Source organism: Paenibacillus sp. J22P90 (assembly GCF_059692195.1).
The window spans coordinates 626,913-651,899 of sequence record NZ_JCAUAY010000002.1 but is presented as its reverse complement, the minus strand read 5'-3'; the positions used below and the strand labels follow the sequence as shown (position 1 = coordinate 651,899).

Here is a 24,987-nt window from a genome sequence, read left to right as displayed (position 1 = left end):
AGTCTCATAAAATCTGCTCTCCGAACAAGGAGCTGATGAGGCTTACGGCCAACTGCGAGGTTTTGTTGCTGTCATCCAGAAGCGGATTGACCTCAACAAATTCAGCAGAAGTCACGATACCTGCTTCATGCAGCATCTCGACGGCGAGATGAGCTTCACGGAAATGAAGCCCGCCTTTGACGGCAGTCCCCGTCCCAGGCGCTTCGATGGGATCCACGGAATCGACATCATAGCTGAGATGAACGCCATCTGTTTTTATTTTAATATAATCAATCGCTTCTTGCATCACATGGGCCATACCTTTGCGGTCTATATCATACATGGTGAAGCATTTGATACCAAGCGACCGAATGAGCTTCTTCTCGCCATCATCCAGAGAACGAGCTCCAATGAGCACGATATTTTCCGGTTTTACCTTCGGGTTCTTCCCCTTTAAGTTGGTTAACAAAGGATGCCCGATACCCATGCTCACCGCAAGCGACATCCCATGAATATTGCCTGAGGGGCTTGTATCCGGTGTATTTAAGTCAGAATGGGCATCAATCCAGATGACCCCTAAGTTGGCATAATGGTTTGATAATCCGGCTATCGTCCCAATCGCAATGCTGTGATCGCCGCCGATAATGAGCGGGAAATTTCCTTGACTGACAACCTGAGCAACCTGATCGGCGAGCTGGGTATTGATGTCTATAACTTCAGCGAAATAATTGAGATTACGTGAATCGATTTGCGCATCTAATGGCGGGGTTATGTCATTAACGAGACGAAGATCAGCAACTTGATCTACGGTATAGGCTAGCTGTTGGAGTTCGTGAAGTAGTCCTGCATCCCAAATTGCCTTTGGTCCATGACTTGCACCACGGCGACCTGCGCCCAGATCAAAGTTGACATTGATTGCTGCGATTGTAGGTTTGATACTCATCGGATCAACTCCTTCTGTTTGGATGACCAGCTACTAAATCCTCGGGGTGTGCTCCTTTGACTAACATTCCCAATCTACATGTAACCATCCTACTTTACTATATGAAGCTATATTTTCTTTGTTCGCTTTGGAAATCCCTTTTTCGCTGCGTCGTTTTCATGAAAATTGATAAGTGAGACCAATAGAGATACACTTAAAAAGTAAATACATATTCGAAAGTAGGTTACCTGGTTACGATGCTTATCAATTTGTTTTTAATCGCTGCACTGATTGTACTTACTGCTTTGTTTGTCGCAACAGAATTTGCGGTTATCCGGATTCGTCCTAGCCGTGTAGATCAAATGGTGTTGGAAGGCAAGAAAAATGCCCTTGCGGTTCAAACCGTTACCTCCAATTTGGACGGATACTTATCTGCCTGTCAGCTCGGCATCACGATTACAGCGCTAGGTCTTGGTTGGTTAGGTGAGCCTGCAGTTGAAAAGCTTCTCGGACCCTTATTTCACGGTCTTGGTTTAGGTGAAACGGTATCGCACATTTTATCGTTTGGTATCGCCTTTTTATCCATTACTTATATTCATGTTGTCCTTGGTGAACTAGCGCCTAAGACGTTAGCGATTCAGAAAGCAGAAGCGATTTCCATCCTAACAGCGCCATTCATTATCTTTTTCTATAAAATCATGTATCCGTTCATTTGGGTCTTAAATGGTTCAGCAACTCAGCTTGTTAAACTATTTGGCGTCAAGCCTGCGAGCGAGCATGAAGAGGCCCATTCGGAAGAGGAAATACGCATTATTTTATCAGACAGCCTCGAGAGTGGGAAAATAAATAAGACAGAATACCGATATGTGAATCGGATCTTCTCATTTGATGAATTGTTGGCACGCGAAATTATGGTTCCACGGACGGACATGATCTGTCTCTATGCGGACAAGTCACTCGAAGAGAACATGAGCATTATAACCAAAGAACAATACACCCGTTTTCCAGTTGCAAAAGGGAACAAAGATCATATCATCGGGTTCGTGAATACGAAGCAATTTTTCTTAAGTTACTTCTCCAATCCGAATTTTAACTTTAAAGGTTTACTTCAACCGATCATGACGATTCCGGATGGTATGCCGGTGAAATCCTTGCTTAAAAAGATGCAGCGTGAACAAGTACATATAGCATTGCTCCTTGATGAATACGGTGGTACGTCAGGATTGATTACAATTGAAGATATTCTTGAGGAAATTGTCGGGGAGATTCGGGATGAATTCGATAAAGATGAACGCAAAGAAATTGAAACGTTAGCCGAAGGACACTATTTAATAGATGGCAATGCCTTAATAATCGAGTTAAATGCTGTACTGGGCTTAGACATTCATGACGAGAACGTGGATTCGATTGGCGGATGGCTGTACAGTAAGCAGTCTGAGTTGAAAGTGGGAGAAGCTTGGGAGAATGATGGATTGACCTTCATTGTGCGGGAAAGAGATAAGAATCGGATACGGAAAATTGAGATTATGAAAGAATAAATAAAGGGCTCGGATCGTAGTTAGATAACTACAATCCGAGCCCTTATGCATTAAAATGCCCAGCTTCCCTTGCGGAAGATCGGTTCGATCGTGCCGTCGGCATGCTCGCCGTCAATATCCATGTCGGCGGAGCCGATCATAAAGTCAACGTGAATGAGGCTGTCGTTCAGTCCCGCTTGCAATTGTTCATCTTTGGTCATCTTCGTGCCACCTTCGATACAAGTAGGGAAGGCTCTGCCGAGCGCCAAATGGTTGGAGGCATTTTCGTCATAAAGTGTATTGAAAAAGATCAAATTCGTATTGGAAATCGGAGACACATGCGGCACTAGTGCGATTTCGCCTAGGAAGTGTGCGCCTTCATCCATTTCGATCATCGCTTGCAGGGATTCAAAGCCTTGCTCTGCGGTATACTTCGTGACGCGGCCTTGCTCGAAAGTGATCGAGAAGTTGTCGATCAAGGTTCCTTGATAGCTTAGCGGCTTAGAGCTACGTACAGTCCCGTTCGTGCCCAAACGATTCGGGGAAATGAACACTTCCTCTGTCGGGATGTTCGGATTGAAATCGAAGCCGCCCGTTTCGTTCGTTGCCGAACCACCTCGCCAAATGTGCTGCGGCGGCAGCTCAACCGTTAGCTCCGTGCCTGGCGCGCGGTAATGGATTTTATGGAATTGCTTCGCATTCAATTGCTCCCGTTTGCTGCGTAGTGTGGCATTGTGCTCGCCCCACGTCTGTACTGGATCCTCTTGATCTACGCGGGTTGCTTCAAATATTGCATGCCATAAGGCGTTTACAGCTGCTTGATCCTCGAGATCAGGGAATACCTTTTGCGCCCAAGCTAGGGAAGGCGCCGCGATGATGGACCAAGTCATTTTATAGGAGGACATGTATTCCCGGAATTTTACAAGCTTAGGGCCAGCGGCCTTGGCATTTGCAGCAATACGCGAGGGATCTACATCCTTGAGCAGCTCTGGATTGTCGGCATCGATCCACAAGTAGGCGCCATTGCTCTCGGCCAACTCCGTTAACGCTTGCGCGCGCCAGGAAGGATACTCGTTGAACGCTTCGTTAGGAGCGTGTGTATAGCGGATTTGTGTGCAGATTTCATCCTGCCATTCAATATGTACGTGCTTAGCACCAGCCTCATAAGCTTTGCGGGAAATGAGCCGCACGAACTCAGGGTGCCCAATAGGCGCATTAATCCAAAGCGATTGACCGGTTTGAATGTTGAGTGCTACCCGTACCGTAAGCTCTGCGTATTTCTCAAGATTTTGCTCAAAAGTCATTAGAAAAATCCTCCTTTTTCCACCTTCTTGCTTGAAGTTTATCGCTCTGTTCACAAACTGTCAAATAAATTTTACCGTTGGTTGAATAATGGAATCCCGAATGTAATTGAATGGAATTTTTACATTTGTTTACACTAAGGCAGGAGGTGAATTGCGTTCATGCGCTATGAATGGTTATTGGGCCTGCTGCTTCTAGCCCAGCCCAAAGAAATGCCGTTTCAATTAACAGAGAACTCCGATGGAGGGAGAATGGCCCAGATTCAGCGAGAGCCGTACACGCTGCATCATCTCGATGTGCCGCTGGTTGATGCTCAGAAACTGGACCGTCTTGCCGAGCAAATCGACAAGTCGATTTATCGGAAGCCGGTGAATGCCAGCATTAATGACGCCGGGGCCATAGTGAAAGAGGTTGCAGGCGCGAGACTAAATCGAAGAGCTTTTCTCGATCAATTTTATGGACAATATTATGCAGAAGGACCGATGAAGGTGGAGCTTCCGCTCCAAACCTTGTATCCCAAAGTGGACAGTGAGCTGCTTGCCAGCATTCGTGTTCGTCCGATCGGCTATTATGTTACCTATTTTAATTCGCGCAATACACACCGGGTTACGAATCTGAAATTAGCTGCACAAGCGATCAACAATTATGTCGTACAGCCAAATGAGACGTTCTCTTTTAATCGCGTGGTTGGCGTTCGAACACCGAACAGGGGGTATAAGCCCGCAAAGGTGATTGTGAGGGGTGAGTTCTCAGAGGGGATAGGCGGAGGCATTTGCCAAATATCTTCCACACTTTTTAATGCTGTAGACCGTGCAGGTCTGACGATTATTGAAAGGTACTCCCACAGCCGATCGGTGCCTTATGTGCCGCAGGGGAGAGATGCCACTGTTAATTGGGGCGGGCCTGATTTTAGTTTTAGAAACGATTACAATCAGCCCATCTTAATACGTGCGCACACGCTGCCGGGAAGCGTTCAAATTAGTATTTCGTCTTCTGAGCAGATTAATTTCAAGGCGCGACATGTGCCTGGTGCGGTAAAAGCAATCCCTGAGGAGATTGAAACCAATTTGGATGTAGGGAAAGGACTTCCTTGACCCTTACGTGCCCATAGGAAGGTCAATATATGCATACTTTTTGAAATAAAAGCACAAATTCACATGACTCTATTCTGATCTTTTGCTAATATAGAAGCAGATCATTCAGGTTGAGAAGGGTGGATACCGCTTTATGAAAACGTTTTTAGATGAGAATTTCTTACTTACTAATGAAACTGCCGTACATCTTTACAATGAATATGCGAAGGTACTACCGATTATTGATTATCACTGTCACTTAAGTCCTAAGGAAATTTATGAAAATAAACAATTCAATAACCTTACAGAAGCTTGGTTGTATGGCGATCATTACAAATGGCGGATGATGCGTGCGAACGGGATTGACGAGTCCCGAATTACAGGCGAAGCTAGTGATTATGATCGTTTCCTTGCTTGGGCATCCACACTTCCGATGGCGATTGGCAATCCGTTGTACCACTGGTCCCATATGGAGCTGCAAACGTATTTTGGCGTGTACGATATTATTAACGAGCAGAATGCACCAGCGATTTGGGAAAAAGTGAACGCAAAGCTGGCTGAAGGCGGATCCCGCGCTAGAGACCTGATCACCAATTCCAAAGTAACAGTCATTTGTACGACAGATGATCCGGTGGATTCCTTGGAATACCACATCAAAATTAAAGACATCGAAGGCTTCGATACGCAAGTATTGCCTTCCTACCGTCCGGACAAGGCGCTGGAAATCAACCGCGTTACGTTCCTTCCGTGGATTGCACAATTGGAAGCAGCTACAGGTACTCCGGTTCGTACGTACGATGACCTGTTGGCAGGTTTGGAAAGCCGCGCAGTTTTCTTTGATTCTGTAGGCTGTAAAGTTTCTGACCACGCGTTGGATTATGTGCCATTTGCGGTTGGGACGAAAGAAGAAGTTGATGCGATCTTCGCTGCTGGACTTGCTGGTCAGCCGGTTAGCTTGGAAGATGAGAAAAAATACAAAGCATACACGCTATTATTCCTAGGCGGCATTTACAAGAAATTGGATTGGGCGATGCAGTACCACATCAACGCGTCCAGAAACAATAATGGACAGGCGTTTGCTAAGCTTGGTCCGGATACAGGCTTTGATTCCATCGGTGACAGCCCTGTAGCAAGCGCATTGACTGGCTTGTTGTCATCCTTGGCTGTGGCGGATTCCTTGCCGCGCACGATTCTCTACTCGTTGAATGCGCGCGATAATGAAATTCTTGCTTCCTTGATGGGCAGCTTTCAAGGCGACGGCATCGCTGGCAAAATCCAACTAGGCGCAGCATGGTGGTTCAATGATACGCGCGACGGCATGATCGCTCAAATGAAATCGCTAGGCAATTTCGGATTGCTCGGCCGTTTTGTTGGGATGCTGACGGATTCCCGCAGCTTCTTGTCCTACACGCGTCATGAGTACTTCCGCCGCATTCTATGTAATATGTTCGGTGAGTGGGTTGAAGCGGGCGAGTTCCCGAATGACGAGCAGCTGTTGAAGCAGCTGGTTCAAGGGATTTCGTACAACAATGCAAAGCAATATTTTGGATTTTAAATGATAAAACCTTCGTGCGAGTGTGAGCTTGCACGAAGGTTTTTTTGTTGGTGTATGTCGCCGACGGCGTATCGGACCTTGGTTAGAGTCCGAGATGCATCATCTTTCGACATTCCATTGGAGTCTGGGAAGTAACCTGCTTGAATACCCGCCCGAAGTGAGCGACACTATCAAACCCAGCTTGTTCGGCAATGTGAATGACCTTCAGCTTCGTCTCCCGCAGCAGCCGTTGTGCTTCACGAATGCGGACGTTGTTCAAGTACTCAACGAAAGAGAAACCGGTTGTTTCCTTGAAGGAACGGCAGAAATAACTGGGACTGATATGAAATTTCTCTGAAATGGAAGCCAAGCTGAGTCGCTCATGGAAGTTTTCATTAATATAGGTGGCAATCTCAAATATTTTAGGGTGATGGGCCTGCGGGTGCTCTTCAACTGGGCTTTGCTGATCAATCAGTCGGGTGCAAAAGACGAGCAATTGCGTTAGCAGCGCTTTACTATTGAGCTCCCAGCCGTTCTGTTCTAGTTGTTTTTCTCGCAATAAGCTGAATAGCAGGTTCTCGACGAGCGTCCGATTCGCCCCGGATAAGGAGAAGATAATGTGTTTTTGTCGAAAAGGAGTAAGCAGAAGCGTATGCGAATCTTGCCCCATAGAGCCGATCAACGTATCGTTGAAGCTCAATAAGATGCGCTCGTGCGGGAGGGCGTTAGCATCGAGCGTTTTGTGAAGTTTATTTTTATCGATAAATACGAGGTCTCCCTCTTGCATGAAATAGGAGCGATCTTGTATGAAATAGTAGCGTTTGCCGCTGAGCAAATAATAAATTTCGTAATGGTCATGAAAATGATTAACGGGCATGGTGAAGGATTGCTCTCTGCGCAGTCTTTCAATTTCGTATTGAATCAACTTGGACACCTCTCTGATTCTCAATCTTGATCTTTATTCTACAGCAATATATGCAAGGAAATAAAGTGATTAAGTAATATTTGAATAGAAACACCACAAATATTGTAGTAATCTTGAAATAAGAGATATTAAGGTTACTAATCGAGAGGGGAATGCAACAAATGAAAAAGACACGTTATGCGATTGTAGGTACTGGAGGACGCGCTGAATTCTTCTATGGTTCCATGGTGAAGGATTTTCTAGATACATCAGAGCTTGTTGCAATTTGTGATATTAATCAAACACGTATGAATTTTACGAATGACTTGCTTGCCAAAAAGTATGAATATCATGCTGTTCCTACGTATAAAGCGGACCAATTCGAAGAAATGATTCGTCAAGAAAAGCCGGACGCCATCATCGTAACAACGGTAGACCGTACGCATCACACGTACATTATTAAAGCGATGGAGCTCGGTTGTGACGTTATTTCTGAGAAACCGATGACGGTTGACGAAGAGAAATGTCAAGAAATTCTGGATGCGATTAAACGGACAGGCAAGCAACTCCGCGTGACATTTAACTACCGTTATGCGCCACACAACACGAAGATTCGTGAGTTGATTATGGACGGCACGATTGGTGATGTGCATTCCGTACATTTTGAGTGGTTGCTCAATACTCAGCACGGTGCAGATTATTTCCGCAGATGGCACCGCGATAAGCGCAATGGCGGCGGCTTGCTCGTGCATAAATCAACGCACCACTTTGATTTGGTGAACTTCTGGTTAGGGACACAGCCGGAAACGGTTTTCGCAATGGGCGATTTGATGTTCTACGGGAAAGCGAATGCTGAGAAGCGTGGTGAAACGAAGTTTTACCAACGTGCGACGGGGAACGCGTATGCGAAAGAGGATCCTTTTGCGCTGCATTTAGATAGCAACCCGAATTTGAAAGGGTTATATTTGGATGCTGAGCATGAGGATGGCTATCAGCGTGATCAAAGCGTATTCGGTGACGGGATCTCCATTGAAGATACGATGGGTGTAATGGTGCGTTATAAAAATAAAGCGATCCTCACGTATTCTTTGAACGCGTATTTGCCTTGGGAAGGCTTCAGTGTGAATATCAATGGCAGCAAAGGCCGTATTGAAATGAAAGTTGTTGAGAAATCTTACGTGAACGCAGGTGGAGAAAAAGCCGATGAGGGTGCGTTGGAAGGTAAATCCATCACCGTATTCCCAATGTTCGCACCTCCATATCAAGTAGAGATTGAAGAAGGGGTTGGCGGCCACGGCGGCGGAGATCCTGTGTTGTTGAAAGATATCTTTGATAAGCCATCTGATGACCGCTTTAAGCGTGCAGCTTCACACGTGGATGGGGCTATGTCCATTCTAACCGGTATTGCAGGCAATATCTCACTTCGAACTGGGCAGCCAGTTGCTGTTGATAAGCTCGTTAAATTTTAATATTTGACGGAGGTTAAGGCATGTGGAATCCAGACGCGAACATGGCTAAGTTGTATCGTTCCTTCGAATTGAAGCGTGAGCGGCAGCGCGCTGAATGGGCTGAAATGACGCAGGAACAATTGAAAAAGCGTTTGGCGAGCACGTTAGAAGTGCCGATGGAAGAACAGGACGAGCTTCGTCCTGTTCTTCTTGAACGTGTGGAGCTCGATGATCATATTCGTGAACGGGTGGAAATCGGCACGATATGGGGTTTTCGAGTTCCGTGTTATGTGCTGCTGCCAAAGGAATCGGTGGGGAAGATGCCTGCTATACTTGCTCTGCATGGGCATGGGTACGGAAGTAGACAGATCGTTGGTCTGCGAGCTGACGGAACCGAGCATACAGGGGAGCCGGATATTCATGGTAACTATGCGTTGGAAATGGTAAGGCGCGGCTTCGTGGTCGTCGCTCCAGAAGTTCTGGGATTCGGTGATCGGCGATTGGAGGCTGACCAACAGGATGGGCAAGTTGGCAATAATTCGTGCCAAACGCTGGCTTCACATCTTATGCTATATGGTATTTCCTTGGCTGGATTGCGTGTTCAAGAAGCTAGGCGTGTGTTGGATTATATACTGACCCGCGAGGAAGTGGATCCATCTCGTATCGGTTGCTTCGGCTTCTCTGGAGGCGGTTTGCTTGCCGCCTATACGGCTGCCATCGATGAACGCATTCAGGCTGCGGTGCTATGTGCATTCACGAACACGTTCAAAGACAGTATCATGGGAGTTCGGCATTGTATCGATAACTATGTGCCCGGTGTGCTCGATTTTGCGGAGCTTCCCGAATTGATCGGCATGCTGGCCCCGCGCCCGTTGTTCATTGCCTCGGGCAAACAGGATCCGATTTTCCCGATTCAAGGCGTGGAGACGGCGGTTACGTATTTGGAGCGAGTTTACGCTGAGGCTGGCGCAAGTGAACGACTAGGTGTGCATCTTTATGAGGGTGTTCATGAAGTGAACGGAAGTCAGGCGTATCCGTGGTTGGTTGAGGTTTTAAAAAGTTGAATGAAACAGGCAGTCCCACAAGTGGGACTGCCTGTTGTGTTTTTACTTTACACGCTGACGTACGATACTCTCAATGATCAATTTGTGCCCAACTACGACACCAAGACGAATGACACCTGTCGTTCTGCCGGAAATTACGTGGCGATGTCCATCTGCAACGTTGGTTAAAATTTGAAAGCGATGGAAATGGTTGATACCTACACCGATGTTAAGTCCTGTACGACCGGAATAGGAATGACGGTGCCCATCTGCTGTAGTTGTGATGCCTTGGAAAGTATGACGGTGTCTGCCGTCTTCAGGAATAACGAGATCTGTTAAATTACCGAAGGAATGCCGATGATTTTCTACGCGTGACGTTAATCCCTCCATACGATGTCGGAATTGTACGGGACCTTCTTGACCTTGCTTGAGTCTTGCCATTAACCATCATCCTTTCGAAACGAGATGATATTAATGTATGCAAGTGAGTGTGGACTGGCTTGGTCGTATGGCTAACTCATACGACTATTTATTCTCAGTCCCATTCAATCGTGGTGAATCATATTTGCGAATTTCTTCGCGCCAGGAGAGAAAGCCGCTTTCCATAGCTCTAATGAGCATTTCTGCGGTACCGAGATTGGTAGCAAGCGGGATTTGTTGAACATCACAGAGGCGAAGGAGTGCACTAATATCGGGTTCATGACCTAATGCGGAGATGGGATCGCGGAAAAAGATGAGAAAATCAATATCATCCATGGCAATCATGGCACCAATCTGCTGATCGCCGCCAAATGGACCCGAACGTAATCGAATCACGTCGAGCTTCGCAGCTTCACTGATTCGTTTTCCAGTTGTTCCAGTTGCATAAAGTTTGTGCTTTTGAAAAATATGCCGATAAGCAATTACGAAATCCACGAGCAAGTTTTTGTACACATCATGTGCAACAAGTGCAATATTCATTTTCTCTTCGCCCCTTTTTTATGTTACGTTAGTTTACATTTATTTGCGTGTTGGTAACAGAATAACGCAAATATTTTAATATTTCAATCATTATTTTGGATATTTCAGTCATTAATATGTTTAAAATATGAAAAAATTAAAATTAATGTTATGTAATATGACATGAATTTGGCGATGTCGTGTTGTTCTTCCTAATTAGTTCTAACTATGCTAACCTGTTAGGATAATCAATAAGGGGGTGAGTTCGTTGAAGCGAGTGCTTATTACAGGGTACAAAGCGAATGAGCTGGGGATTTTCTCGTTGAAGCATCCAGGCATTGCGATTATAAAAAAAGCGATTCAAAAACGACTCATCGCCCTATTGGATGACGGACTTGAATGGGTTGTTGTAAGCGGTCAGTGGGGTGTTGAGCTATGGGCGGCAGAGGCCGCGCTTGCCCTTAGAGAGAGCACGCATCCGGAGCTAAAGCTCGCGGTGATCACACCATTTCTGGAGCAGGAAGAGAAGTGGAGTGATGATAAGAAAGCGTGCTATTCCAGCGTCATGCAGCGCGCTAATTATGTGAATAGCATAACGAAGACCAAATATGAGGGGCCTTGGCAGTTCAAGGAACGGGACAAGTTTTTGCTTCGTAACTCGGACGGTATTCTGCTTGTTTATGACGAAGAAACCGAAGGCTCCCCCAAGTTTATGAAGCTTCAAGCCGCTCAAATCGCAGCGAATCATACATATCCAATCATGACAATCAATGCATTTGATTTGCAAAATGTCGCGGAGGATGAGCAGGGAGACTACGGTGGCGATATGCAGGATGACATGATGGGGGATTCGAGCAGCGGTGGCGGGGATAAGTGGCATTTTGATGATGAAATTTAAAGACCTTCGGCTTATGCCCCTACATTATAATCTAACTGGAAAATATGTAGTTAAATTCTCGATTTGATGCGATAAATTACATTTAAATGGAAAATATACAGGTATTTTTCTATGTTTGAGTGAAATCAGCGTTTTCAGCTGAAATTAGATGTAGGTTTTCCAGTTATTTCGCCGAAAGTGAAATTTTAGCTAGAATTAACTGGAGGTTATCCAGTTATTGTTCAAATAAGGGACTGCTCTCATGGTGAAAACCATTGAAAGCAGTCCTTTTGTTCATTTTTGAAAAGGAAAAAGAATGCCGGATTTGTCTTTAAATATCCAAAGATAAACAAACACAAAAATAATGATTCAAAAATAAACAAAGATGTGTTACGATGAAACCATCAAAAACAAACACATACTCATGGGATGTAAAACTTGGGAGGGTACTTAACATGGTTGCGAATTTATGGGAAGCTTCAAAAGCGAATGCAGTATCGAAAGGCGTAGAGGAAATTGTGTATCGTTCTAACTTGTTAGGAACAGATCGCGCTGTTTGTAACTGGGGCGGCGGCAACACTTCATACAAAACGATCGAGAAAGATTTCCGTGGTCGCGATGTTGAAGTGATGTGGGTGAAAGGTAGCGGTTCTGATCTTGGAACGATGAAAGCAAAGAATTTCACAGGTCTTCGCATGGAAGATATTCGTCCATTGATCGAGCGCGACGAAATGTCCGACGAAGAAATGGTTGCTTACCTTGCGAACTGTATGATCGACAGCAAGCATCCGCGTGCTTCCATTGAGACGCTTTTACATGCCTTTTTACCATTCAAAAACGTTGACCACACGCATCCAGATGCGATCATCTCGCTCTGCTGCGCACACAATGGACGTGAGCTTGCGAAAGAAATTTACGGCGACCGTTTCGTGTGGGTACCTTATGTGCGTCCTGGCTTTACACTTTCCAAAATGATCGCAGATGGCGTTCGCAACAATCCAAAAGCTGAGCTTGTTCTTATGGAGAAACATGGTCTAGTTACTTGGGGCGAAACGTCCGAAGAAAGCTACCTCAAAACCATTGCCATCATTAATGAAGCAGCAAGCTTCATCGAAGCTCGCGTAAATGAAGCGAACCTATATGGCGGTTCCAAATATGAATCACTAAGCGTAGAAACTCGCAACGAGCTTCTTGCACAAGTTCTGCCAATCGTTCGCGGTGCGGTAAGCAACGAGAAGAAAATGATCCTTACAACAGACAGCGCAGATGATGTGCTTCAATTCGTAAACAGCCGTGATGCAGCAGTGCTTTCCCAAGTTGGAGCAGCATGCCCAGATCACCTGGTTCATACGAAAATGAAGCCTCTATATATCGACTGGAACCCGACAACTGGCGACGCAGCAAGCTTAACAGAAGCTTTGAAGGCCGGTATCGAAGCATACAAAGAAGAGTACAAGGCTTATTTTGACCGTAACAAAAATGAAGGCGACGTTATCAACGAAGCAGCTCCGCGTGTTATCTTGATTCCTGGTATCGGGATGATCAACACAGGCAAAAGTTGGGCAATGGCACAAATTAGCGGCGCGCTTTACCACCGTGCGATTTCCGTAATGAGAGGCGCTACAGCGCTTGGCACATTCGTATCCCTAAGTGAAAATGAATCTTTCAATGTTGAGTACTGGCCTCTTGAACTTTATAAATTAACGTTGGCTCCGGCTGAAGCTGAATTCTCCCGTCAAATTGCTTTCATCACTGGTGGAGCAGGCGGAATCGGAAGTGTAACAGCACGTCAATTCCTAAAAGATGGCGCACACGTTGTTTTGGCTGACCTTAACTTGGAAGGCGCTCAGAAGCTAGCGGCTGAACTGAACGAGCAATACGGCGAAAACAGAGCGATTGCGGTTCGTATGGACGTAACGAAGGAAGAAGAAGTAGTAGCGGCGTTCCGTGAATCCATCCTTAGCTACGGCGGAATCGACATTATCGTGAATAACGCAGGTCTTGCGACTTCCAGTCCTTTTGATGAAACATCGCTTAAAGAGTGGAACTTGAACATGAACGTGCTGAGCACAGGGTACTTCCTTGTAGCAAGAGAAGCGTTTAAAATTATGAAAACACAAAAAGTTGGCGGCAGCATGGTATTCGTCGGCTCCAAAAACTCCGTATTCGCAGGGAAAAATGCATCTGCATACTCCACAGCAAAAGCGGCAGAGATCCACTTGGCGCGTTGTATCGCGGCAGAAGGCGGCGAATTCGGTATTCGTGTGAACTCCGTATTGCCAGATGCCATTCTGCAAGGTTCTGCCATTTGGAACTCCAATTGGCGCAATGAGCGTGCTGCAGCTTACGGAATCGAGCCAGATCAATTGGAAGAACACTACCGCAAAAGAACAACATTGCTGGTTAACATTTTCCCGAAAGATGTGGCAGAAGCTATCGTATACTTCGCTTCATCCAAAGCAGCTAAAACAACCGGCTGTATGATCACAGTTGATGGTGGCGTACCTGCTGCCTTCACGCGCTAATTCATCTACTAGGAGGCAATAAACCAATGAGCGATAAAGCCTACGCACTGTTCGAAGAACAACAAGCCCTAAGAGGCATTGATATAGCTGCTGTAAAAGAGAAGCTAAAAGCCCTTAAAGTTGAGACGCCTTCATGGGGCTACGGAGACTCGGGGACTCGCTTCAAAGTGTACAAACAAACAGGTGTGCCACGTAATCCCTTCGAAAAATTCGAAGATGCGGCACAGGTTCATAAGCTGACGGGTGTATGCCCGTCGGTTGCGATCCACATCCCATGGGATAAAGTGGATGACTACGCAAAGCTGAAGCAGCATGCGTCTGATCTAGGCGTTTCCATCGGTGCGGTAAACCCGAACCTTTTCCAAGAAGATGACTACATCTTTGGAAGTGTGACGAACTCGAACGCAGCGATTCGCCGTAAAGCGACTGATCATTTGCTAGAGTGCGTAGACATTGCCAAAACCGTAGGCTCCGATGTGTTAAGCTTGTGGTTTGCTGATGGTTCCAACTATCCAGGACAAGTGGATATCCGTGCTCGTAAAGCATGGATGTATGAATCATTGAAAGAAATGTACAATGCCATGACACCTAGCATGCGCATGTTGATCGAATACAAGTTCTATGAGCCAGCGTTTTATCACACGGATTTAGCTGACTGGGGTATGGCGTTCAATTTGGCGAACAAATTGGGTCCTCAAGCGGAAGTGCTTGTTGATACAGGTCATCACCCGCAAGGAACGAACATTGAGCACATCGTGACATACTTGTTGGATGAAAATAAACTAGGCGGCTTCCATTTTAACTCCCGTAAATATGGGGATGATGATCTGATTGTGGGGTCTGTGAATCCGTATGAATTGTTCTTGATTTTCTACCAAATCATTGATGCAGCAAATGACAAGAATCCTCAGATTCGTCAAGCAGCGAACAATATCGCTTATATGATCGACCAAAGCCATAACATTGAGCGTAAAATCCCAGCGATGCTGCGTTCCGTACTTAACGTACAAACGCAATACGCGAAAGCACTTCTCATCAACCTGGAAGAAGTTAGAGCAGCGCAAGAGAATCAAGATGTCTTAGGGGCAGAGGATGCGGTTCGTAAAGCATTTGAATTCGATGTAACTCCTCTCCTTCAAGCGGTTCGTGAAGAAATCGGCGTGCCGGTTGACCCGATGAAAGCTTACTTGGCAAGCGGCTACGACGAGAAAATTAATGCGCGTGGCAAGGGCGGTGCAAGCTGGTGAGTACCTCTTCGACAGTTCTAGCCTTTGATTTGGGAGCAAGCAGCGGCAGAGCGATCGTCGGACGACTTGATTCTGAAGCGGGTCGGATCACAATCGAGGAAATTCATCGCTTTTCGAATGATCCAGTGCAGGTGGGCAACCACCTGCATTGGGACATTTTGCGGTTGCTGCATCAGTTGAAGCAAGGTATTTTACAAACCAAACACCTGGGCTATTCGAATATCGAAAGCTTGGCGATTGATTCGTGGGCGGTTGATTTCGGACTGCTAGCTGCAAATGGCGAGCTGTTGGGAAATCCCTATCATTATCGGGATCATCATACAGATGGCCTCATGAGTCAAGTCATGGATATTGTGGGCCGAGAAAAGCTGTATGCCGCTACAGGGCTGCAGTTTTTGCAATTCAACTCCATTTTCCAACTGTATGCGCTTCAAAAAAATAATCCCGACTTGCTGAGCCGAGCAGCGACGTTCCTGATGATTCCGGACCTGCTTCGCTATTTCCTCACAGGTGAAAAACATAGTGAATACACCAACGCCACGACGACACAGCTGTTTAATGCGACTAGCTTGACTTGGGACGCGCAGCTGATCGAACAGCTTGGGCTTCCGGAACAGATATTCCTGCCGCCAGTTGCTTCAGGAACACGCGTAGGCGCTTTAAGCCCAGCTGTTTGCGAGGAATTGGATGTTCCTTCCATTCCTGTCATCGCCGTTGGCGAGCATGATACCGCATCGGCAGTCGTAGCCGTTCCTGCTCTTGATGATGATTTCGCTTTCCTTAGCTGTGGAACGTGGTCCTTGTTAGGAACTGAAACTGAGAAGCCTGTTCTTACAGAACAAGCGTTAGCATGGAATTTCACGAATGAAGGCGGCGTCTACGGGACGAATCGTTTATTAAAAAACATCATGGGCCTATGGCTCATTCAAGAAAGTAAACGCGCATGGGAGAAGGAAGGGAAAACAGTCAGCTTTGGTGAGCTCGTGAAGCAGGCGGAAGCAGTTAAGCCGTTCCAATGCTTCATCGATCCGGATGATGATATGTTCCTTAACCCGGCTCATATGCCGAAGCAAATTCAGCAATATTGTCGTGAAACGGGGCAGACTGTGCCGCAAACCGATGGCGAGATCGTGCGCTGCATCATGGAGAGCTTGGCGCTGAAATATCGCTTTATTTTGGAGCGTACGGAACAGCTTTCAGGCAAAACGTATCGCGGTCTTCACATCGTCGGCGGCGGTATTCAGAATGAACTGCTTTGCCAGTTCACATCCAATGCTATACAGCGTGAGGTATGGGCTGGTCCTGTAGAGGGTAGTGCCTTAGGTAACCTTGTAGTACAATGGATAGCACTAGGGTATGTCGCGAATTTATGCGAAGCCAGGAAACTGATTCGGAATTCGTTCCCGGTCAAAACGTATCATCCACAGGATGAGGCGGGTTGGCAGGAAGCGTATGCAGTGTTTTGTGAAGCGGCCTCCCGATCGACGGTGAAATGAGGGGTAACGATGCTGGTAGCGGAAAGATGGCAGAGAATCGTTCAATTGGTGAATGAAAGAGGAAGTATTCGCGTAACCGAGCTGAGCGAGCTGTGTCAGGTAACGGAAGAAACGATTCGACGTGACTTGGATCGTTTAGAAGCCGACGGCAAGCTCATGCGCAGCCATGGCGGTGCGGTGAGTGTGAAGGAAGCGCAGACCGAAGTTCCTTTCATGGAGCGGGAGACGGCTCACGCGGACTTCAAGAACTGCATCGCGAAGGAAGCTGTCTCACATATTCAAGAAGGGGACCGCATCATTCTCGATGCAAGTACCACGGCTTGGTATATGGCGAAAATGATTCCAGATATGGCGATTACGATTATCACCAATTCGATGAAAGTTGCCTTGGAGGTAAGCAGCAAGGAGAAAATACAAGTCATCTCCACAGGCGGCCTGCTTTCTCCGAAGTCCTTATCTTACGTAGGTCCTTTATCGGAGAGATCCTTGGATATGTACCATGCGCATAAGCTCTTCCTCTCTTGCAAAGGGGTTCATGTTCAGCGAGGAATCAGCGAATCGAATGAGCTTCAAGCCTTGATTAAGCGTAAAATGATCAGTATCGCAGATGAAACGTATCTGCTGGCTGATCATAGTAAATTCGGCACGCAGGCCTTAACGCAAGTGGCAGGTTGGTCGGAGATTCAACATGTGATCACAGATCGTCTTACGAGCAAGGATGCACTTGATCGTATTCGTGACAAGGGTGTACATGTCCGGCAGTTGGATTAATCTGTCTTCAATAGTAAACGGGCTTCCACCTAGGTGGAAGCCCGTTTTTGTTAAAATCTACTTGATCGCATCAACTAAACTGACTATGAAATCAGTCTGCCTTTATGAAGAGACTTCATATTTTTATTGGAGTTAGAAATGATAGGGAGCATTTTCAAGCTACTAATCATGGGAGATTGGCACTGATGGCAAGTTGGGACGAACTCGAACGAAAAATTGTCCCGAATCCAGCCCTTACAATCTTCGTTATTACATGCCCAGACTTTGGTGTTTTCCTGAATGAGATCCTCTACCGATTTTCTTCGAAAATACATAGTTTTCTCCTCCTTATATAAAAAAACTGCCCTTAACTCTTGTTAAGGACAGTTCAATGTGAATTACAGTTTTACAACATTTTCGGCTTGAGGACCGCGGTTGCCTTGAGCTACATTAAATTCAACGCGTTGACCTTCGTCTAACGATTTGAATCCATCTCCTTGAATTGCGGAGAAATGAACGAATACGTCATTTCCGCCTTCCATTTCAATAAATCCAAAACCTTTCTCTGCGTTAAACCATTTCACTGTTCCTGTTTCCATAATAAAATTACCTCCAAATTGTTATTAACATGCTCTTTTAAACAAAAAAAATCACACATTGAAAAAGGTACCATTACACAAATGATCACTTTTTCAATATGTGAGTTTATGTCAAAGCTGTTTATAACCTTATGGTAGCACATAACGGTGTGATAAGCAAACTGGTATTATTCTCCCTTTCCTATATGACATATGTCATACCCTCTACATGATGTTTATGACTGCAACGAATTGAAAGCGGTATCTATAATGAAGATAGGATACTACAACTGATATTCGCTAACAAGTCCTGCGCACCATATCGAGGAGGAACTATACGATGACACAACCCACGCTAACTAACTTAAAAAAACAGGTTGCCCCCTTTGAAAAATCAAATACGAGGGCTAGTATCAAACAGCTAATTAACACCTTAGGACCTTTATTCGGACTATGGTTAGCTGCGTATCTAAGCCTATCTATCTCATATTGGATCACACTACCGATTACAATTATCGCATCCGGTTTCGTTATACGAACTTTTATCATTTTCCATGATTGTTGTCATCAATCGTTCTTCAAAAGCCGTAGAGCTAACGAAATAATCGGTACAATTACCGGTATTCTCACACTCTTTCCCTATCAGCAATGGAAGAATAGTCATTCTATCCATCATGCAACAAGCAGTAACCTCGAGAAACGCGGGATAGGTGATATGTGGGTGCTAACCGTCGACGAATATGCGGCATCTTCCTTGTGGGTCCGTATTGCGTATCGATTATATCGGAATCCATTTATTATGTTCGGACTTGGTCCCATCTTTTTGTTCCTATTCACGAACCGTTTTAATACGAAGGGTGCAAAACGCAAGGAAAGAATCAGTACGTATATGACGAATGTATCCATCCTTGCTTTATATGGTTTGCTGATCTGGATCATTGGATGGCAGTCGTTTGTACTGATCCAAGCTCCAATCATGTTCGTAGCAGGCTTGATGGGAATCTGGCTGTTTTATGTGCAGCATCAGTTTGAAGACTCCTACTTCGAAAATGAAGATGAGTGGAGTTATGTGAAAGCCGCGGTAGAAGGAAGCTCCTATTATAAGCTGCCGAAGCTTCTACAATGGATTACTGGCAATATTGGGTTTCATCACGTCCACCATTTAAGTCCGAAAGTGCCGAATTATAATTTGGAAAAGGCGCATAATGCAACGCCTCCACTTCAAAAAGCAACAACCATTACAATCGGCACCAGTTTGAAGTCGCTAAGTTTCCGTCTATGGGATGAGCGAAACAAAACGTTTGTCGGTTATAAAAATAGGAAACAGGTACACCTTAAGGAAGATGTGCATGATCCTTTAGCTAACAAAATAAAAGTAAAAGTACGTAAATCGAGTTTACAAGGGCAATAAATACATCGTTTCATGTTTGTGCTAAAATATAATTAAATCTATGTTGAAGAAAAAGAGGCTAAACGGACTATGCAAAAGTGGTATCAAATTTTTCACAAAAACACCGGTCTTAGTCCGTATGTGTGGGTTGTTTTTTATATCCTCCCTTTTTATTTCATCTTTCGTTCTTCTACCACATACCACATTGTATTAGGCACAATCATGATCCTGGTTTTCTTTAGTTGTTATGTGCTGTCCTTCGTATCTAAAGGATGGATTGTGTACTTTTGGACTAGCGTTCAAATTATTATTTCGATTATCATGGCTATCGTATTCAGCTATGTGTACTTCTCTCTGTTTTTAGCATTTTTTATTGGCACCATGAAAAGTCGGGCAGGATTTATTACGTTGTACTGCATTCATCTAGTAACGACGATTGTCACGATTAATTATGGATTGGTTTCCCAAAATCCTGTTTATTTTACACAATTGCCTTTTATCATCATTAGTGTAATTGCCGTTATTCTCATTCCAGTCACCACGTTCAACCGAAATAGGAGTGAGCAACTTCAGGGGCAACTAGAGGATGCAAATAAACGAATTTCCGAGTTAGTAAAGCTTGAAGAGCGTCAAAGAATTGCCCGCGACTTACACGATACACTTGGTCAGAAGCTCTCGTTAATTGGTTTGAAGAGTGATTTGGCTGGGAAATTAATTAGCAAAAATCCGGCGCAAGCACAAATCGAAATCAATGATGTTCGTCAGACAGCTAGAATAGCGTTAAAGGAAGTCCGGGAAATCGTAACGCAAATGCGCGGAACGAGACTAGTGGAAGAGATTTTTCGAATTAAACAGATTTTGAAGGCGGCAGAGATCGACCTCGTTCTGGAGGGAGATCCGAAGTTAACTAACACGTCCCTGATCAATGAAAATGTGTTGAGCATGTGTTTAAAGGAATCGATTACGAATATTATCAAACATAGCAGTGCGACTACGTGTTCGATCTCAATTGAGCCATCGCCAAGCGATCTCGTTATCAAGGTCGGGGACAATGGGATTGGCATGACGAAAGAATGTCTTGCGCTACTCGGAAATGGATTACGGGGCATGAAAGAGCGACTTGAGTTTGTAAACGGTTGTATGGAAATTATCTCAAACCATGGAACAATGATTGTTATCAAAGTGCCGAATGCCATCATACCACCAGAGAGGGAGGCGAGGATATGATCCGAATTGTGATTGCCGAGGACCAACGGATGCTGCTGGGCGCACTTGCTTCCTTACTTGACTTGGAAGAGGATATGCAGGTCGTTGGTAAAGCAAGCAATGGCGAGGATGCTGTGAAACTGGTTAAATTGCATAAGCCTGATATTTGTGTCATGGATATCGAGATGCCAATCATGAGCGGTTTAGATGCGGCGGAGGAACTAAAGGGATTGGGTTGCAAAGTCATTATTTTGACCACGTTTGCCCGTTACGGGTATTTTGAAAGGGCTGTGAAGGCAGGTGCCAACGGTTATCTGTTGAAAGATAGCCCAAGCGAGGAACTGGCTACCTCGATTCGGAGTGTAATGGCAGGCAGGCGAATCTATGCCTCAGAGCTTGTAGATGAGACTTATAATGAGGAAAATCCTTTGACCGAGCGGGAAAAGGAAGTGCTGAACCTGATCGCCGACGGTAAAAATACGAAGGAAATCGCGGATCACATGTATATAACAAGAGGTACCGTACGTAACTACATTTCTGTTATTCTCGATAAGCTCAATGTCAGTAACCGAATTGAGGCTATTATGCGGTTCAAAGAGAAGGGATGGTTTAAATGACAGGCCCAAAAAAGGTGAACGGGTACCTATAGACAGGACACTTTGAAAAAAGGTGTTCAGGCTATGGGTATCTTTTTGTTAACGATTGGAAGGAGTAAGAGACGATGCGAATAGGTGTTATTGCAGATACGCATTTATCATCCCGTGCACAGAAGCTGCCGGATGCGCTTATAGCAGGGTTACAAGGTGTCGATCTTATTATTCATGCAGGTGATTGGGTGAGTGAGCATGTGATCGACCTTGTCGAGCAGATTGCCCCGTGTGAGTCAGTGGCTGGTAATAATGATGGGGAAGAGATTGTGGAGAGGTTTGGGAAAAAGAAGTTATTAACCTTCGGTAATTTCCGCGTAGGGCTTATCCATGGGGATGGCTTCCGGAAAACGACGGAAGTAAGAGCGCGCGAGGCATTCGAGGCTGAGCGGCCTCATATGGTCATTTTTGGACATTCGCATATCCCATATCTACAAAATGATCAAGGGATAATCATGTTCAATCCGGGTTCGCCCACGGATAAAAGACGACAACCTCGCTACTCGTATGGCATTCTTCAATTAGGGGAGCAGTGGAAGGCTGAGCATTTCTTTTACAATACAAAGGAATAAAACAAAAGCCCGATCGGCTCACTGAGCTAATCGGGCTTTCACTGTTTCTAACGAACATACCATTCGCCTGAAACCCAATCTGTCGTTTTCCATTTAAGAACATCAGGGTTGGCTAGATGCATAATTTCTTTGAGGAAATCGAGCTGCTCGAGATCGGTCATCGGGGTGAAGTTTTTCGCTATCGCCAGATTCTGTTCGAGCTGCTCCATAGACTCCATACCTACGATGGCGGTTGAGATCGGTAAGGACAACGTGTAGCGGAGTGCTTTCTCATACCACGGTGCTAATTTGCCGAGTGCCATGACCTTCATGCCGATGATCGCGATACCTTTCTCATTGGCCTTCGGAAGAAACTCATGCGCGAAGCTATAAACAAGGTGATCCGCAGCAGAGAGCGCGACGAGTGCGCTGTCAAACGGATAGCGATCAATGGCTTCCAACTGGACCTGCGGATTCGTATGACCGCTGATCGAGATATGCTTGATCATGCCTTGCTCTTTCGCTTCGATCAGGGCTTCCAGTGCGCCGCCTTTGGCAAAGCATTGCTCGAGCTCTTCCATTTTCATAATATTGTGCAAGCGCCACTCTTCGACGTAATCTGTTTGTAGACGCTTCAAGCTGTCTTCGAGAAGTCGCAAGGAACCGTCCCGCGTACGGTCATTGGTCTTCGTTGCAATCCACACTTCATTTCTGCGATTACGCAGCGCCAAGGCTTTGCCGAGGCGTTCTTCGGATTGACCTTTTGAATAGCTAGGTGCTGTATCAAAATATGTAATTCCCTCATCGATCGCCCGATTCACAATCTGTATCGCTTGTTCCTCCGTGCAATGATGCTCATCAACAATACGCTGAGCGCCAAAGCTTAAAAGTGGGAAATGTGCTCCCGTCGCGCCAAAAGGTCTTTTCTCCAATCCAATCATTCCTCCTAAATGGCAAGCTGATGTCGTTCGTTCTGTCCTAGCGTTCCCTAAAAGAATACCAAGACATACCAATTTTACTATAATACATCGAATAATGTGAGTAGAGCGTATCAAGCAGGAATCCAAGCGCTCGTCATGTAATTTTAAGTACAGAGGGAATCGTCAAGATTCGACCTAAATAGATCGAAATTATGAACAGCAGGGACTATAGTCCTATAAATTAAGCGAAAAGGATTGTGGTTACGTTTAAATCATCTTATTATAAATAGAGAGCGCATTTTATGTCGAAAAGCTAGTTGAAACAAGATTAAATTGTTGTACATAACGAACAACAAATAGATACATAAAGAGGTGCAATAAGATGGAAAAATCAACAATCATCGGGGTTGTGTTAGCGGCAGTATCGATCGGAGTTGGGATGGTACTAAAAGGAGCAAGCCTAGCGGCCTTATTGAATCCAGCGGCAGCTTTAATTATTTTTGGCGGAACCGCAGCGGCGTTGTTCAACGCTTTTGCGCTTGAGGAGATTAAGAAAATACCGAGCTTACTCAAAATCATTTTTACAGAGCAAAATCAGTTACCGAAAAAAGAACTCATCGAGATGTTCGTAAACTGGGTGAGCATTACGCGTCGTGAAGGGTTGTTGTCTCTGGAGAAGCAAGCGGAAGAGCTTTCCGATCCTTTTATGAAAAGCGGTATGCGGCTAATCATCGATGGTAACGATCCTGATTTCGTGCGAGATGTACTGTTAGAGGATATTGCCGAAATGGAAACGAGACATAAGAAATATGCGAGTATTTTTTCGCAAGCGGGAACATATGCCCCAACACTGGGCGTATTAGGCGCCGTTGTCGGACTTATTGCTGCGCTTGGGAATTTGAGTGAAGTCGATAAGCTGGGTCACTTGATTTCAGCGGCGTTCGTTGCGACGATGTTTGGTATTTTCTTGGGGTATGTCGTGTTTCACCCATTTGCTAATAAGTTGAAACAGAAGTCCAAGAAAGAAGTGGAAATCAAGCTCATGATTGTTGAGGGGTTGCTATCCATTCAATCAGGTGTATCGGCGAATTCCGTGAAGCAAAAAATGATGATATTCGTTCCGAATAAAGAGCGTGAGTCCTATGAAGAAGGGGCTGAGGGGGCGCAGCGTAGTGAGTAAAAAAAAGAAGCATGAGGATCATGAAGAACATATTGATGAAACCTGGCTCATTCCCTATGCGGATTTGTTAACTTTACTTCTTGCTCTTTTTATTATTCTTTTTGCTTCTAGTCAGCTGGATTCCAAGAAATATGATTCGATTATGCGTTCCTTAAATAATGCGTTCACAGGCGGCGAAGCACCCTTCGCCATGTCCAACTTAATTCCTATTGATGATGCTGCAAATTCAACGAAAAACAATTTTAAGAACCAGAATCCGCCTACGAAGGAAGAGACGAAGACCGAGAGCCAGCTAGCAGCCAAGCTGCAGAAGGAAGAGAAGGATTTGAAGGAATTAAAGGAAAGCATGGACAAGTATATTCAGGAAAATAAAATGAGCGAGCAGCTGACGACAAAGCTTGATAATGAGAAGCTAACGATCACGATTAGTGATCGTGCGTTATTCGAATCGGGTTCGGCTACGATTAGACCAGAGTCCCAAAAGTTGGCGGCATCGATGTCCAATTTATTAGGCCAATACCCAGGCTATCAGGTTGAGGTGGCTGGACATACCGATAACATCCCGATTCATCGAGCTGATTTTGAAACGAACTGGGATTTAAGCGCCAAGCGTGCCGTGAATTTTATGAAAATATTACTGATCAACACGAAGATTCAGCCTGCGTCTTACTCTTCCGTAGGGTATGGCGAGTACCGTCCAGTCGCTGATAATGCGACAACCGATGGAAGAGCGCAAAATCGCCGCGTTGAAGTGAGCATTCTCCGCAACGTGAGGGCAACGGATGAGATCGCGAAATAAAAGGGGAAAGCAAAGGAGCTAAGCGGCTTATGCGCTTAGCTCCTTTGCTTTTGGCTTCTACTGGTGTCGGAAGCGGTGTTAGTTCGATATCACCAAATTAATATGAGGATCTCGCTTTAAAAAGACCAATAGTCAGATTCTGCCGAACTAATTCCCCATT

Annotated in this window: 24 protein-coding genes; 16 read left to right on the top strand and 8 right to left on the bottom strand. The window is 45.3% G+C overall.

Annotated features, from left to right (window positions below):
- Positions 1-4: 4 nt before the first annotated feature.
- Positions 5-916, bottom strand: a complete 912-nt coding sequence (gene rocF, locus AC58UX_RS07750; RefSeq protein ID WP_497252109.1) for an arginase — start codon at positions 914-916, stop codon at positions 5-7.
- A 242-nt stretch (positions 917-1,158) separates the two neighbouring features.
- On the opposite strand from rocF, the gene AC58UX_RS07745 reads away from it, so the two are divergent.
- Positions 1,159-2,439 carry a hemolysin family protein gene (locus tag AC58UX_RS07745; protein ID WP_497251126.1) on the top strand — a complete coding sequence of 427 codons (1,281 nt, stop codon included), beginning with the start codon at positions 1,159-1,161 and terminating at the stop codon, positions 2,437-2,439.
- A 50-nt stretch (positions 2,440-2,489) separates the two neighbouring features.
- Here AC58UX_RS07745 and AC58UX_RS07740 read toward each other — a convergent pair whose 3' ends face one another.
- Positions 2,490-3,722: an aminopeptidase gene (locus AC58UX_RS07740; protein ID WP_497251124.1), complete on the bottom strand. Its 1,233-nt coding sequence runs from the start codon at positions 3,720-3,722 to the stop codon at positions 2,490-2,492.
- A 159-nt stretch (positions 3,723-3,881) separates the two neighbouring features.
- Here AC58UX_RS07740 and AC58UX_RS07735 point away from each other — a divergent pair, with 159 nt between their 5' ends.
- Together AC58UX_RS07735 and uxaC are read left to right on the top strand one after the other, a co-directional pair.
- On the top strand, positions 3,882-4,814 hold the full coding sequence (locus AC58UX_RS07735; RefSeq protein WP_497251122.1) for a VanW family protein: 933 nt from the start codon (positions 3,882-3,884) through the stop codon (positions 4,812-4,814).
- 133 nt (positions 4,815-4,947) lie between these two features.
- A complete protein-coding gene (uxaC, locus tag AC58UX_RS07730) occupies positions 4,948-6,348 on the top strand; it encodes a glucuronate isomerase (RefSeq protein WP_497251120.1) in 1,401 nt (466 codons plus the stop codon).
- A gap of 82 nt (positions 6,349-6,430) precedes the next feature.
- Here the strand turns inward: uxaC and AC58UX_RS07725 are convergent, their stop codons facing one another.
- A complete protein-coding gene (locus AC58UX_RS07725) occupies positions 6,431-7,252 on the bottom strand; it encodes an AraC family transcriptional regulator (protein ID WP_497251118.1) in 822 nt (273 codons plus the stop codon).
- 161 nt (positions 7,253-7,413) lie between these two features.
- Here AC58UX_RS07725 and AC58UX_RS07720 point away from each other — a divergent pair, with 161 nt between their 5' ends.
- Both AC58UX_RS07720 and AC58UX_RS07715 read left to right on the top strand, forming a co-directional pair.
- Complete coding sequence (locus tag AC58UX_RS07720; protein ID WP_497251116.1) at positions 7,414-8,700, top strand: Gfo/Idh/MocA family oxidoreductase; 1,287 nt, start codon at positions 7,414-7,416, stop codon at positions 8,698-8,700.
- A gap of 20 nt (positions 8,701-8,720) precedes the next feature.
- Positions 8,721-9,743 (top strand): dienelactone hydrolase family protein, encoded by a 1,023-nt coding sequence (locus tag AC58UX_RS07715; RefSeq protein ID WP_497251114.1) that lies wholly within the window; start codon positions 8,721-8,723, stop codon positions 9,741-9,743.
- Between the two features lie 42 nt (positions 9,744-9,785).
- Here the strand turns inward: AC58UX_RS07715 and AC58UX_RS07710 are convergent, their stop codons facing one another.
- Positions 9,786-10,163 (bottom strand): YmaF family protein, encoded by a 378-nt coding sequence (locus AC58UX_RS07710; RefSeq protein ID WP_497251112.1) that lies wholly within the window; start codon positions 10,161-10,163, stop codon positions 9,786-9,788.
- An 84-nt stretch (positions 10,164-10,247) separates the two neighbouring features.
- Positions 10,248-10,682: a methylglyoxal synthase gene (locus AC58UX_RS07705; RefSeq protein ID WP_497251110.1), complete on the bottom strand. Its 435-nt coding sequence runs from the start codon at positions 10,680-10,682 to the stop codon at positions 10,248-10,250.
- Between the two features lie 247 nt (positions 10,683-10,929).
- Between AC58UX_RS07705 and AC58UX_RS07700 the strand changes: the two genes are divergently transcribed.
- The 5 genes from AC58UX_RS07700 to AC58UX_RS07680 all read left to right on the top strand — a co-directional run bounded on the left by AC58UX_RS07700 (position 10,930) and on the right by AC58UX_RS07680 (position 17,577).
- Complete coding sequence (locus AC58UX_RS07700) at positions 10,930-11,559, top strand: SLOG family protein (RefSeq protein ID WP_497251108.1); 630 nt, start codon at positions 10,930-10,932, stop codon at positions 11,557-11,559.
- A gap of 434 nt (positions 11,560-11,993) precedes the next feature.
- Positions 11,994-14,063 (top strand): bifunctional aldolase/short-chain dehydrogenase, encoded by a 2,070-nt coding sequence (locus AC58UX_RS07695; protein WP_497251106.1) that lies wholly within the window; start codon positions 11,994-11,996, stop codon positions 14,061-14,063.
- Between the two features lie 26 nt (positions 14,064-14,089).
- Positions 14,090-15,310: an L-rhamnose isomerase gene (gene rhaI / locus AC58UX_RS07690; protein WP_497251104.1), complete on the top strand. Its 1,221-nt coding sequence runs from the start codon at positions 14,090-14,092 to the stop codon at positions 15,308-15,310.
- The gene (rhaB, locus tag AC58UX_RS07685) at positions 15,304-16,806 is read left to right on the top strand and encodes a rhamnulokinase (protein WP_497252107.1); all 1,503 of its coding nucleotides are present in this window, start codon (positions 15,304-15,306) and stop codon (positions 16,804-16,806) included. The genes rhaI and rhaB overlap by 7 nt, the downstream gene beginning before the upstream one ends.
- Positions 16,807-16,815: 9 nt before the next feature.
- On the top strand, positions 16,816-17,577 hold the full coding sequence (locus AC58UX_RS07680; RefSeq protein WP_497251102.1) for a DeoR/GlpR family DNA-binding transcription regulator: 762 nt from the start codon (positions 16,816-16,818) through the stop codon (positions 17,575-17,577).
- Between the two features lie 83 nt (positions 17,578-17,660).
- Here AC58UX_RS07680 and AC58UX_RS07675 read toward each other — a convergent pair whose 3' ends face one another.
- Positions 17,661-17,891, bottom strand: a complete 231-nt coding sequence (locus AC58UX_RS07675; protein ID WP_497251100.1) for a cold-shock protein — start codon at positions 17,889-17,891, stop codon at positions 17,661-17,663.
- 63 nt (positions 17,892-17,954) lie between these two features.
- The gene (locus AC58UX_RS07670) at positions 17,955-18,155 is read right to left on the bottom strand and encodes a cold-shock protein (RefSeq protein ID WP_056625586.1); all 201 of its coding nucleotides are present in this window, start codon (positions 18,153-18,155) and stop codon (positions 17,955-17,957) included.
- 319 nt (positions 18,156-18,474) lie between these two features.
- Between AC58UX_RS07670 and desA the strand changes: the two genes are divergently transcribed.
- The 4 genes from desA to AC58UX_RS07650 all read left to right on the top strand — a co-directional run bounded on the left by desA (position 18,475) and on the right by AC58UX_RS07650 (position 21,949).
- Positions 18,475-19,545, top strand: a complete 1,071-nt coding sequence (desA, locus tag AC58UX_RS07665; RefSeq protein WP_497251097.1) for a Delta(5) desaturase DesA — start codon at positions 18,475-18,477, stop codon at positions 19,543-19,545.
- A gap of 69 nt (positions 19,546-19,614) precedes the next feature.
- Positions 19,615-20,751: a sensor histidine kinase gene (locus AC58UX_RS07660; RefSeq protein ID WP_497251095.1), complete on the top strand. Its 1,137-nt coding sequence runs from the start codon at positions 19,615-19,617 to the stop codon at positions 20,749-20,751.
- Complete coding sequence (locus AC58UX_RS07655; protein ID WP_436244062.1) at positions 20,748-21,347, top strand: response regulator; 600 nt, start codon at positions 20,748-20,750, stop codon at positions 21,345-21,347. Before AC58UX_RS07660 ends, AC58UX_RS07655 begins: the two co-directional genes overlap by 4 nt.
- Positions 21,348-21,451: 104 nt before the next feature.
- A complete protein-coding gene (locus AC58UX_RS07650; protein ID WP_497251093.1) occupies positions 21,452-21,949 on the top strand; it encodes a metallophosphoesterase family protein in 498 nt (165 codons plus the stop codon).
- 47 nt (positions 21,950-21,996) lie between these two features.
- Here the strand turns inward: AC58UX_RS07650 and AC58UX_RS07645 are convergent, their stop codons facing one another.
- Positions 21,997-22,860: an aldo/keto reductase gene (locus AC58UX_RS07645; protein WP_497251091.1), complete on the bottom strand. Its 864-nt coding sequence runs from the start codon at positions 22,858-22,860 to the stop codon at positions 21,997-21,999.
- 370 nt (positions 22,861-23,230) lie between these two features.
- On the opposite strand from AC58UX_RS07645, the gene motA reads away from it, so the two are divergent.
- Both motA and motB read left to right on the top strand, forming a co-directional pair.
- On the top strand, positions 23,231-24,028 hold the full coding sequence (motA, locus tag AC58UX_RS07640) for a flagellar motor stator protein MotA (protein ID WP_497251089.1): 798 nt from the start codon (positions 23,231-23,233) through the stop codon (positions 24,026-24,028).
- Complete coding sequence (motB, locus tag AC58UX_RS07635; RefSeq protein ID WP_497251087.1) at positions 24,021-24,827, top strand: flagellar motor protein MotB; 807 nt, start codon at positions 24,021-24,023, stop codon at positions 24,825-24,827. The genes motA and motB overlap by 8 nt, the downstream gene beginning before the upstream one ends.
- Positions 24,828-24,987: the final 160 nt, after the last annotated feature.